This is a genomic window from Conchiformibius kuhniae DSM 17694 (assembly GCF_000428785.1).
Taxonomy (GTDB): Bacteria; Pseudomonadota; Gammaproteobacteria; order Burkholderiales; family Neisseriaceae; genus Conchiformibius; species Conchiformibius kuhniae.
The window spans coordinates 1-11,263 of record NZ_AUAP01000038.1 but is presented as its reverse complement, the minus strand read 5'-3'; the positions used below and the strand labels follow the sequence as shown (position 1 = coordinate 11,263).

Annotated in this window: 15 protein-coding genes, 1 tRNA gene and 1 pseudogene; 7 read left to right on the top strand and 10 right to left on the bottom strand. The window is 51.7% G+C overall.

Annotated features, from left to right (window positions below; genetic code table 11):
• Positions 1-241, top strand: a pseudogene (locus G392_RS13970) (hypothetical protein); the annotation flags it as partial.
• A 70-nt stretch (positions 242-311) separates the two neighbouring features.
• On the opposite strand, the gene G392_RS0109195 reads toward G392_RS13970, so the two are convergent.
• Positions 312-794, bottom strand: coding sequence for a hypothetical protein (locus tag G392_RS0109195; RefSeq protein ID WP_027009993.1), 483 nt, complete (start codon positions 792-794; stop codon positions 312-314).
• A 116-nt stretch (positions 795-910) separates the two neighbouring features.
• Between G392_RS0109195 and G392_RS0109185 the strand changes: the two genes are divergently transcribed.
• The 4 genes from G392_RS0109185 to G392_RS0109170 are packed head-to-tail and all read left to right on the top strand — an operon-like array spanning position 911 to position 2,889.
• The gene (locus tag G392_RS0109185; RefSeq protein WP_156900884.1) at positions 911-1,123 is read left to right on the top strand and encodes a hypothetical protein; all 213 of its coding nucleotides are present in this window, start codon (positions 911-913) and stop codon (positions 1,121-1,123) included.
• Positions 1,124-1,134: 11 nt separating this feature from the next.
• Positions 1,135-1,317 (top strand): Trm112 family protein, encoded by a 183-nt coding sequence (locus G392_RS0109180; RefSeq protein WP_027009991.1) that lies wholly within the window; start codon positions 1,135-1,137, stop codon positions 1,315-1,317.
• Positions 1,317-2,045, top strand: coding sequence for a 3-deoxy-manno-octulosonate cytidylyltransferase (gene kdsB, locus G392_RS0109175; protein ID WP_027009990.1), 729 nt, complete (start codon positions 1,317-1,319; stop codon positions 2,043-2,045). Before G392_RS0109180 ends, kdsB begins: the two co-directional genes overlap by 1 nt.
• 22 nt (positions 2,046-2,067) lie before the next feature.
• Positions 2,068-2,889, top strand: coding sequence for an ABC transporter substrate-binding protein (locus tag G392_RS0109170; RefSeq protein WP_027009989.1), 822 nt, complete (start codon positions 2,068-2,070; stop codon positions 2,887-2,889).
• Between the two features lie 230 nt (positions 2,890-3,119).
• Here G392_RS0109170 and hpaC read toward each other — a convergent pair whose 3' ends face one another.
• The 6 genes from hpaC to rpmH form a co-directional block, all read right to left on the bottom strand.
• Positions 3,120-3,629, bottom strand: a complete 510-nt coding sequence (gene hpaC, locus G392_RS0109165) for a 4-hydroxyphenylacetate 3-monooxygenase, reductase component (RefSeq protein ID WP_027009988.1) — start codon at positions 3,627-3,629, stop codon at positions 3,120-3,122.
• 48 nt (positions 3,630-3,677) lie between these two features.
• Positions 3,678-5,357, bottom strand: a complete 1,680-nt coding sequence (gene yidC / locus G392_RS0109160) for a membrane protein insertase YidC (RefSeq protein ID WP_027009987.1) — start codon at positions 5,355-5,357, stop codon at positions 3,678-3,680.
• 15 nt (positions 5,358-5,372) lie between these two features.
• Positions 5,373-5,585, bottom strand: a complete 213-nt coding sequence (gene yidD, locus G392_RS0109155) for a membrane protein insertion efficiency factor YidD (RefSeq protein ID WP_027009986.1) — start codon at positions 5,583-5,585, stop codon at positions 5,373-5,375.
• A gap of 21 nt (positions 5,586-5,606) precedes the next feature.
• Positions 5,607-6,437 carry a YwqG family protein gene (locus tag G392_RS0109150; protein WP_034334995.1) on the bottom strand — a complete coding sequence of 277 codons (831 nt, stop codon included), beginning with the start codon at positions 6,435-6,437 and terminating at the stop codon, positions 5,607-5,609.
• Between the two features lie 272 nt (positions 6,438-6,709).
• Positions 6,710-7,054 (bottom strand): ribonuclease P protein component, encoded by a 345-nt coding sequence (rnpA, locus tag G392_RS0109145; protein WP_027009984.1) that lies wholly within the window; start codon positions 7,052-7,054, stop codon positions 6,710-6,712.
• Positions 7,055-7,189 carry a 50S ribosomal protein L34 gene (gene rpmH, locus G392_RS0109140; protein ID WP_002214728.1) on the bottom strand — a complete coding sequence of 45 codons (135 nt, stop codon included), beginning with the start codon at positions 7,187-7,189 and terminating at the stop codon, positions 7,055-7,057.
• 606 nt (positions 7,190-7,795) lie between these two features.
• Between rpmH and dnaA the strand changes: the two genes are divergently transcribed.
• On the top strand, positions 7,796-9,547 hold the full coding sequence (dnaA, locus tag G392_RS0109130; RefSeq protein WP_027009983.1) for a chromosomal replication initiator protein DnaA: 1,752 nt from the start codon (positions 7,796-7,798) through the stop codon (positions 9,545-9,547).
• A gap of 90 nt (positions 9,548-9,637) precedes the next feature.
• Positions 9,638-9,713, top strand: a tRNA-Ile gene (locus G392_RS0109125).
• Positions 9,714-9,900: 187 nt separating this feature from the next.
• On the opposite strand, the gene G392_RS14100 is transcribed toward G392_RS0109125, so the two are convergent.
• From G392_RS14100 to G392_RS0109115, 3 genes are all read right to left on the bottom strand, one after another.
• Complete coding sequence (locus G392_RS14100; protein ID WP_211224364.1) at positions 9,901-10,113, bottom strand: hypothetical protein; 213 nt, start codon at positions 10,111-10,113, stop codon at positions 9,901-9,903.
• A gap of 53 nt (positions 10,114-10,166) precedes the next feature.
• Positions 10,167-10,799: a hypothetical protein gene (locus G392_RS13725; protein WP_156900882.1), complete on the bottom strand. Its 633-nt coding sequence runs from the start codon at positions 10,797-10,799 to the stop codon at positions 10,167-10,169.
• A gap of 104 nt (positions 10,800-10,903) precedes the next feature.
• The coding region (locus tag G392_RS0109115; RefSeq protein WP_027009982.1) for a DUF4261 domain-containing protein at positions 10,904-11,263 on the bottom strand (360 nt) is incomplete at its 5' end.

Genomic DNA, 11,263 nt, shown 5'->3' with positions numbered 1-11,263 from the left:
GATGTTATCCAAAAAAGGTTCGGCAGTATTGCGTGCGGCCTTGTATCTGCCTGCGGTCGTGTCAAAGAAATACAACCCTGATATTGCCGCCCAATACGCCCGTCTGCTGCAAAGGCAAAAAACGCCGATGCAGGCATTGGGCGCGGCGATGCGTAAATTGGTACATATTTGCTTTGGCGTATTGAAGCATCAAACGGTTTATCAGTCCCGTCAGTTGGAAATTTCTGCTACGGGAGCTTGACTGGAAAGATGGTATCTACGCTTGCTAAAGCAGCGTTGATATCCAAATTATCCATAATACAAATCCTTATTTAAAAATCAAAAGTGAGATTAATTTCTTTTTTTTGCCATCGATAGGTAAAATAAGAACAAATGGCCTCTTTAATAAACGGTAAGACAGATGCCATTTCATGAATATTTTTTTCGCCTTTATCCCAAATCCACACCAATTTAATATTTTCCTTATCATACTCCCCTGCATCGTTTTCTTGATGAATAGTAAACAAGATTTTTCTGCCATCAAAATACAATAAAAAGCTATGAGCGTGTTTTCCACCTATATAACCAGGTATCGAACCCACTCTTAAATAACATTCTGCCTCATTATCCAAAAAAATGTCTTGAAAAGTGTCTTTTACCCTTCCGCTGCCTCCAAATGAAAAGAACTTATTAAAACAACCGAATACACGAATGCCATACAAATAACCTCCGTTTTGTCTCATCTCCGTTTCTTCATACATTCGGTATTTTTCAATCATTTCCGGTGTGGCTTGTTCATAATAAACAAAGTTCATGCTTCATTACTCCTGTTTAAAATTCAACACAACTTTACTCATCGGCACGGCGCATTCCATCACAATTTTGGCGGTCATGCTTGGCATAATAACCCCTTTGGCTTGTTCAATAAACCTTGAGAAAACTCGGCTTGCTAAGCATCGGGCAGTGGCTTATCCGCGCCCGCACCCGTGCCGCAACGGTGCAAATATGGGATAATGCGCGTGATTTTTTTCCGTTTGATTCAAGAAAAGGAAATGCCGTGAAGCTTTATTGGTTTGCCCTGCCGTCCGCCGCCGCGCCCGTGTCCGCGCACACGCCCGCCCAATCCCCCAACAACCCGCTTTGAAAGACCAAACCATGACCCCCGATTTTCTGCATTTGCTGGTTTGCCCCGTCAGCAAACAGCCGCTCGAATACCGCGCCGACCGTCAAGAGTTGTGGAGCAAAACCGCCCGTCTGGCGTTTCCGATTCGGGACGGCATTCCGGTGATGCTGGCGGGCGAAGCGCGTGAACTTTCTGATTTGGAAGTAAAATCGTGATGCCGTTCAGCGTTTTGATTCCGGCGCGGCTGGATTCTGTGCGCTTGCCCGAAAAGGCGTTGGCAAACATCGGCGGCAAGCCGATGGTGGTGCGTGTGGCGGAACGGGCGCGGCAAAGCGCGGCGTGCCGCGTTGTCGTTGCCACCGACCACCCGCGCATTGCTTCAGCCTGCGCCGAACACGGCGTGGATTGTGTGATGACTGCGCCCAACCACCCGAGCGGCACGGCGCGTTTGGCGGAAGCGGCGGCGTTGCTGGGTTTGGCAGACGATGAAATCGTGGTAAACGTGCAGGGCGATGAGCCGATGATGCCGCCCGCGCTGATTGGGCAGGTCGCCGCCACGCTCGCCCGCAGCCGCGCACCGATGGCCACCGCCGCCTGCCCGATTCACGACCCCGCCGAGTTCGCCAGCCCGAATGCGGTGAAAGTGGTGTGCGGCGCGGACGGACACGCCCTGTATTTCAGCCGTGCACCGGTTCCGCACCCGCGCGATGCCGCGCCCGACTGCCCCCCCCTGCGCCACATCGGAATTTACGCCTACCGCGCCGCTTTTTTGCGCGAATACGTTTCCTTGAGCGAATCGCCGTTGGAAAACATTGAAAAATTGGAACAACTGCGCGTGTTGTGGCACGGGAGGGCGATTGCCGTCTGCCAAACCGATGCCGCACCGCCTGCGGGCGTGGACACTGCCGAAGATTTGGCACGGGTTCGCGCCCATTTTCCCTAAACCACCACACAGGTACGCCACCATGTTGAACAAACTTTCCCTGACCCTTGCCGTTTGCGCCGCCCTGCTTGCCGGTTGCGGACAATCCGCCGACAAAAACGCCAACGCCCCCGCCGCTTCGCAAGCCGCCGACCGCCCCGTGTACAACTTCGGCACGGAAGCCGTCTATCCCCCGTTTCAGTTTCTGGACGAAAAAGGGCGCGTTACCGGCTTTGAACCGGACGTGCTTCGCGCCGTTGCCAAAGAAGAAAACTTTGATGTGGAATTAAAACACTATATCCGCAACAAATGGGCGGAAAGCCTGAACAAACAAGAATTTGACGGCTGGTCTTCCGCCTTTTACAGCAATGCCGACTACAGCCAAGCCGCCCACGCCAGCAAACCCTTTATCGACACCGTCCGCATCATCGTGAGCATGCCCGACAACGAGCAGACCAAAAACATCACCGAAATCGGTCATCTGAAAGGCAAAAAAATCGCCGTCAGCAAATACTACGGGCAAAAAATGATTGACTTGGCAGCATCGATTGCCGGCTCGCACGAAAACGTGATGGTAACCGACAGCTTTTATCTCTCGGCACGCGAATTGTTCAACAATCAAGTGAACGGCGTGTTGGGCGCGAGCTACGTTTTGGGCTACTACGAGCAGCAGGCAAACAAAAACCACATCAAAACCAAAGCCATTGATGTTCCGAGCGAGCCGAAACGCGAAGTGGTGTTTTTGGTGGGCAAACACCACCCCGAATTGCTGGAAAAAATCAATCGGGGCATCGACAAAATCAAAGCAAACGGCAAGTATCAAGCAATTGAAAACAAGTGGTTCGGGCAAAGCACCCACCGTTGATTGAAACATTGACGCCACGCCGCCATGTCTGTTTTGTTGCGGGCATGGCGGCGTGGTGTTGTCCGGGCGCGTCATCAATTGATTGAATCAACACAACGCCGTCATTTCCGCGCAGACGGGAATCCATCTTTGCTTGTCGGCAAACGGTGTATTTCAACTCCCGTTTGGCTTCAACGCGGATGCCCGCATTCGCAAGAATAACGGCGAAGTGGTTTTCACACGCCCTTGCCCTAAGAACGGGACAGGCTGCCAAATTCGCGGCAAAAATACACCAGCGCGGCATCGCCCGCCTTGCCGTGCAAACGGATTTCGTCCATTTCCACAAAAAACACGCCGTGCGTGCCGACGTCTTGCTGCGCGGTGATGCGCCCGTGCAGATGGGCGAGTGCGCCGTCCACCTGAAGCTGCCCGCTTGCGCCGCGATGCCAGATGTGCTGTTCAAAGCGTTCTTCGGGGGTGAGCCGCGTGATGCCGGCAAAATGTTCCGCCACATCGCGTTGCGCCGCCGACAGCACATTGACGCACAATAAGCCGTTTTCGCGCAACACGGGATAAATGCGGGTTTGACGGTTCACGCACAGCATCAGCGTGGGCGGTTGGTCGGTAACGGCGGCGAGCGCGGTCATGGTGATGCCGAAACGCCCGGCCGCGCCATCGGTGGTAACCACATGCACGCCGGCAGCGCAAAACGCCATCGCATCGCGGAATTGTTGTTGGACGGGGGAAAGTGTGTGGTTCATGATGTGTGAAAAAGGCTGCCCGAAAGGTTTTTCAGGCAGCCTGAACGCTTATTTTTTCTTGCCTTTGGCGTTTTTGGGCGGCTCTTTGTCCAGCACCACGCCGTTGGCGGTTTCCAGTTCAAATTTGCGGTTGATGTACCATTGCTGCGCGATGGTCAGCAGGTTGTTCACCACATAATACAGCACCAAACCCGCAGGGAAGAAGAAGAACATCACGCCGAAAATCAAGGGCATAATCTTCATCATCTGCGCCTGCATCGGGTCGGACGGCGGCGGGTTGAGCGTGGTTTGGAACCACATCGTTGCCATCATCAGCGCGGGCAGGATAAACCATGAATCGGGGCGGCTCAAATCGTGCACCCACAAAATCCAAGGTGCTTGGCGCAGTTCCACGCTCAAGAAAATCATCCAATACAATCCGATAAAAATCGGCATTTGCAACAGCATCGGCAGGCAGCCGCCAAGCGGATTGATTTTTTCATCGCGATAAAGCTGCATCATCGCCTGCTGCAAAGCCATGCGGTCTTCGGGATTGGGGTATTTTTTCCGCAAGGCTTCCATTTTCGGCGCAACGGTACGCATTTTCGCCATGGATTTATAGGCTTTGTCGTTCAGGGGGAACAGGACGATTTTCACCAAAATCGTCAGCAGCACAATCGCCCAGCCCCAGTTGCCCACCAAGCCGTGAAAGAAATTCAGGATAAAAAACAGGGGCGAAGCGAAAATAAACACCCGTCCGTAATCTTTGGCGAGTACCAGATTGTCCGCCGCCTGCTCCAGCAGCGCGGTAACTTGCGGGCCGGCATACAGATTGGCGGCAAAGGTTTTGGACGCGCCCGCGCCCACGTCTGCCGCCGCCACGTTCACGCCCGCGCCGTACAAATTATCGCTGCGGCGTTTTACGTCCATTTGGCAACCTGCGGCGCACAGATTGTCGCCGTTTTTCGGCTGCATCAGCCACGCGGACACAAAATAATGCTGAATCATGCCGATGTAGCCGCCGTTGGCTTTACGCTGGTATTCGGCGGTGTCTTTGCCCGTTTCAAAATCGTCGTCCAAATCGCCGAACGACACTTTTTGAAACTCGCCTTCGGGGGTGTAGAGCGCGGGGCCGGTGTAGCTTTGCATAAACCAGCCCTGCCCTTCGGGGGCTTTGTTGTCGCGCACCATGCGGTAGGAGGGCGCGAGTTTCACCGCCGCAGCGCCGCCGTTACGCACGTCAAAACGCACGTTTACCACATAGCTGTTTTTGTGAAAAGTGTAAACTTTTTCAATGTTCAAGCCTTTGGTTTCGGGCGCGGTCAGGCGCACTTCCAGCTTGTCGCCGTTTAATTTGTATTGTTTTTGCGCGGCGGTAAACGACACGCCTTTCAAAACATTGTTGCCGTTTTCGTCCAGCAGCTCCGACTGCGCCACATAGGTATGCCCTTGCGCCGCGTCCAGCAGCACGAAAGGCTTGCTTTCATCGCTGGCGGCATTGTATTTCAACAGGGTAAGATGACGCAGGTCGCCGCTTTTTTCGTCAATCACGGCTTTGACGGTGTCGGTTTCCACCATAACCGGCACGGTGGCGGCAAGCGGGCTTTCCGGCGCGGCGGCTTTGGGTGCGGCTGCCTGCTGCGTTTGTGCCGTTTGCGGCTGCGGCTTGGGCGTGGGGAACATCGCTTCCCAGCCGAGCAAAATCAGCATGGACAGCGACATCACTATCATCATTCGTTTGAAATCCATTATTTTTTCCTACGTTTATGGAACGGGGTCGCAGCCGCTTCCGCCCCAAGGGTGGCAACGGGCAATGCGTTTGGCGGCGAGAAGAATGCCTTTGACCGCACCGTGTTTGCGTACCGCTTCCAAAGCGTATTGCGAACAGGTCGGCACAAAGCGGCAGCGCGGCGGCAGCATGGGGCTGACGGCGGTTTGGTAAAAACGAATCAGCGCAATCAATAATTTGCGGAACATGGTTTCAGGCGGCCTGAACAATCAGCAGCAATCCCAAGTGTACATCACTTTGGAAAAATCCAGCTTTTTCAAATCATCGGGGCGGATAAAGAAATTGCCCACGCCCGCATCACCCCACATAATTGCCTTACCATCATGACAATCCGTATCCAATTGAAACAGCAAAACATAATCTTGCAAGGCTTCATCATGTTTGCGTGGGTCATCTTGGGTAAAAAAAGGATAACCCGCGATGCGATGCCCTGTTTCAGAAACATCAGCAAAATATCCTTCTACTTCTTCAATTTCTGCCACTTCTTCATCGCCCAGATTGTCCCATTCTTCCGAACAATATTCAGGAAAACCAAAGACAGTGTAACAATGGAAATCTGAATAGGTAATCACTTGCTCATATTGCTTGAATGCCATCGCATATTGCCCCGTAAACGGCAAGCCATATTCATCATTCTCAACCGCATAAGGCGAAAAATCCATTACCAAATCATCAATATTTTCCGATACATCGGCATAATAAACGATACGGAAACCTTTTTGCACACTCGGATTGTCGTAATCCAGACCGTACACATCATCTGTACCGTCAATAAAAAACTGCAAAATCCCTTTTTCAGGAAAATCAGGCAGTTTCGGCACTTCGGCAAAATTGATTTGCGCCAGCAGCGTCAGCGCGTGTCCGGCGGGGTGGCGCGGATATTCCGCACCTTTGGGCAGATACAGGTCGCCGCCCACTTTGCTTTGCCACAGCGTCAAGCCCTCGTCTTGGCGCGTGAGCGTGATTTCCGCCGTCGGTTTGGCGGTGGCGAGAATTTGGTCTTTGTGTGGGGCGAGTAAGGGGTGGTTTAAGGCTTCCATCAGATTTTCCTTTTACTCCCTCCCCCGCTTGCGGGGGAGGGCTGGGGCGGTGGTCGAAAAGGCAGGGCTTCCCCGCTTTGGCGTGTCGTCATTTAAATTTTTATACTGAAAATCAGTAGAATATAAAAATTCCATCATTCCCGCGTAGGCGGGAATCCACCGCCCGATGTTTGGCAAGCGCTATTTTATCAAGGTTTGTCGTGCTTCGATGTGGATTCCCGCCTACGCGGGAATGACGGTGCGGTGTTTTTTCGGCTAATTGATGACATACCCTACGCCCCACGTTCCGGCAACATCAATTCCGCCAACTGCGCCCGCACCTGCGCCGCCTCCTCCCGCCCGAATGCCGCGCACACGCGCACGACAAAATCCTGCGGCGGCAGCGCGTGTTTGTGCACACGAAACCACTCTCGCACGGTGCGCTTCATATAATTGCGGCGGTTGGCGCGTTTGGCGGTTTTTTTCGCCACCACCAAGCCCAAACGCGCATGCCCCAAGCCGTTGTCCGCACGGTAAACCTGCACAAAATGCCGCGAACGGCGGCGGCGCAATGCAAAAACGGAAGAAAATTCTTCCGTTTTCAACAGCCGGTAGGCTTTACCGAAGCGGCCGTCCAATTACACCGCCAAGCGTTTGCGGCCTTTGGCGCGGCGGGCGGCGAGTACGGCGCGGCCGCCGCGTGTTTTGGAGCGAACCAAAAAGCCGTGCGTGCGTTTGCGTTTGGTAACGGAGGGTTGGTAGGTGCGTTTCATGGCATCAGTCCTCAATAATATGTCAAAGATAAAACGGCGCATTAAACCCGATTTTATACGGTTTTGTCAATCGCCGCAGACATTCGCCACCAACCGCCACAGCCGCAGTGCCATCATCATGGTCTAGAGCGTGTCATCAATTAAACTTTTCTAATGTAAATCAGCGCAATACCAAAATACCGTCATTCCCGCGCATGCGGGAATCCACTGCCTGATGTTTGTGAAGCAATGTTTTATCAATGCTTTTTGAAATTTGTTTTGGATTCCCGTCTGCGCGGGCATGACAGTGCCGTGTTTTTTCGGCTCATGGATAACACGCCCCAAACGTGCAGCATTGCACCTGCGCCGCCGCCCGCAAAAGCTGTGGATAAATCAAATTATCCGCAATCCGCCGCTCCGCAATGGCTGTGGATAACATTTTCGGCTATAATGCCGCTCCATGCAAGGCTGGGGCGTGTCGTCATTTGCCGGTGATAACCGCACCACACCCTGCCCGACGTTTGAAAAAATCCGCCTGCCGCTTTCCCTGCCGGCACGCGCCCTGCCCCGCGCACCGCCGTGCCACACGGCGGTATTTTTTCGTGCCACCCGCTTCCGAACCACACCATGACCCTAGCCGAATTTTGGCCGCAGTGCCTGCGCCTGCTCCATGCCGAATTGAGCGAGCAACAGTTCAAACTGGCGATTGCTCCGCTCACGGTGGGCATGGAAAACGGCGCATGGGTGGTGTATGCCAAAAACCAATTTGCCGCCAACCTGCTGCGGGCGCAGTATGCCGACAAAATCGAAAGCGCACGGCAAAAAATCGCCCCCGACGCCCCGCCCTTGCACATCAAAATCGGCACGGGCGAACACCACGCCGCCGCACCGGCAGCACCCAACCACACACCGCAGCACACCGTTGCGACAACCGTCTTGCCCGAAACCCCAGTCCAAACCCCAAACAACACACCAGATACGCCCCCGTCTGCCGATGCCCCGCCGCACGCCGCCAACAGCGCAAACACATCAGCCAAAAACAAAAAAACACCCGCCAAACCGCGACTTTGCCCCATCCGTTCGGGGCAACTGTTCCCCGACATCCCCCTGCCGGACGCGCCCCTGCCCACCGCCCGCGCCATGCGCAGCTCGGCAGCCGAAAAGCCCGCCAAAACACCCCCCTTGCCCGCCGCCGCACCCCCCGCACGCGAATACAACGCACGGGAAATCATCGCCCGCCGCCTAAACAACCTGCGCGGCGGCAACAGCGCACCGCCCAAAAGCCCCGCCCCGCCCGCCAAAGACCACAAACCCGCCAAGCCCAAACACGAACAGCCCGACCCGCGCCAAAAAGCCACCAACCTTTCCGGCGAATACACCTTCGACAGCTTGGTCGAAGGCAAAGGCAACCACTTGGCGGTCGCCATCGCCAAAAACATCGCCGAAAAGCCCGGCGACAGCATGTACAACCCGTTTTTCATCTACGGCAGCACCGGCTTGGGCAAAACCCACCTCACCCAAGCCACCGGCAACGCACTGCTGCGCCACCTCCCCACCGCCCGCGCCCGCTACGTCCATGCCAACGAATACCTGAAAAACTTCATGGCACACGCCCGCAACAAAACATGGGACAACTTCAAACAACAATACCTCCAATACGACCTGCTGATTTTGGACGACATTCAATTTCTTCAGGGCAAAGAACGGACAATGGAAGAATTTTTCATCTTGTTCGAACACTACCGCGACAACGGCCGGCAAATCATCCTGACCTGCGACCAACACCCCAACAGCCTCACCCACATGGCAAAACGGCTGGTATCGCGCTTTTCATGGGGCATGACCCTCAAACTCGAGCCGCCCGAGCTGGAAATGCGCGTCAATATTCTGGCGCGTAAAGCCCAATCGGCAGGCGTTGCCCTTGCCGAAGACGCCGCCCTGTTCATCGCCCAAAACATCAAACAAAACGTGCGCGAACTGGAAGGCGCACTCAACCGCGTATTGGCACGCTGCCGCTTCGAACAGCGCAAACGCATCGACATCGATTTGGCAAGCGATGCGCTGCAAGACATCATCAGCGTCACGCACACCCCCGTTACCGCCGAAAAAATCATGAAAACCGTTGCCGATTTCCACCAAATCCGCGTCAGCGACCTGCTGGGCAAAAAACGCAGCCGCAACATCGCCCGTCCGCGCCAGCTTGCCATGGCGATTACCAAAGAATTGACCAATATGAGCCTGCCCGCCATCGGCGAAGTGTTTGGCGGACGCGACCACACCACCGTGATGCACGCGCTCAAAACCATCGACAAGCTGCTGGACGAAGACCAGTCTTTGCGGCAGGATTACGACAAACTGCTGATTTTGGCACAGCATTGACGGTACAAGGCGCATGGCGAATTTAAGGCTTGCGCGGGCATGGGTTTAGGTATACAATTCTATGTTTCGCACTGTTATTCCGATGCGTTCGGGTCTGTAGCTCAGGGGTTAGAGCAGGGGACTCATAATCCCTTGGTCGTGGGTTCGAAACCCACCGGACCCACCAGATGCACGGTTTGATGCGGTATGGTTGAAATACCCGATGCCTGTCTGCGAAAATCATTTCCGTATGCTCAAAAATCACCCGCGCAAGGCTTTTCGCTTTTGCGCGGGTGATTTTTTATGGCAAATGTGCTTTTGAAAACAAAGCACACCAACCATATGGGGCATGAGAAACGGGTTAGGGCATGTCATCATTTAAATTTTCTACTGAAAATTAGTGCAATATAAAAAACTCCGTCATTCCCGCGAATACGGGAATCCACCTCCCGATGCTGGGCAAGCGATGCTTCATCAACGCTTTTTGAAATTTGTTTTTTGGATTCCCGCGCAGGTGTAGCTTGGGTTGGAGCGAAGCGCAAACCCAACAAAATCCATAAATTTTCGGAAAAATGTTGGGTTTTCACTTCGTTTCAACCCAACCTATGCTTACTATGCAGACATAATAAGTACCTTTTAATTAACCAATTATTTTACATAATACTGGATTAAATTTATCTATGAGATTGTTGTGTTGTAGTAAATCATATAGATTGCCAGATATAAAAAAGATATCACTTAATAATGGATCCTTCCATAAATCTATATTACAACTAGAAGATTGGCTATTTAACTCGATTGTGCAATTCTCTAGTTTTGTATATATACTATACATACCCAATTTATTCTTACATATTGGATATGGTATATAGTTTAAGTTTGGATTGCTTTGTTGATGCAACATATATTTTCTTTCTTCACATATGTTTAAAATATAAAAAAAATTGTCCCTACATATTTTTTTTGTTTCCAATTCAAATATTTGAACTTGACTAAGTAGATTATTACCTAAATTTAATTGTTTAAAAATATTGGCACAATTCTCATTCATAATAACTGTACCACTTCCCCAGAATAGATATTCTTCTTCAGAAGGCGTTTCTTGTAAACTTGTTTCTATCCATAATCTACTTGGTTTCATTATTCCATTATTTTCTTCCGAAGAAGAAAATAATTTATTTAACATTGAAGTATTCGCTTTCCGTAAATCATTATTATCAGAATTTTTATGTAATTCTAATTCATTATTCCTATATATAGTAATCAAATACATTGTCATAATCCGTACCTATTGGATAAGTTTTAAGTAGAGTATGGCTTAATTGAACAGCCCAAACTTTTTTTCTATTATTCATAGTAATTCATGTAACAATTCTGTTAAATATCAATCTTTAATGAGAACTCACTAGGCGCGTACACACTTTTAGAATGACTGATTTGCCATTTCTGTTCTGCGCTGAATCCAATGCTTTCCCCATCTTTCAGCACCAAACCCGAACTGATGATATAGCTGCATACACTGCTCAATGAAGTGTGCAGCGTAGCCATATTGATTTGGCTGTTTAAAATTTCCATTTCATCTTTGCCAAATTTCGCCATGCCCGATGTATAAAGCTGATTGCCCTGCTGATTTTGCCCCAAACCAATGTACACCCAAATCATAATGGGGATTTCATTATTGGGTAAGTATTGTTGCGCCACTTTCCGATAGAAATCAGCCGTATAAACCGTTCCCGA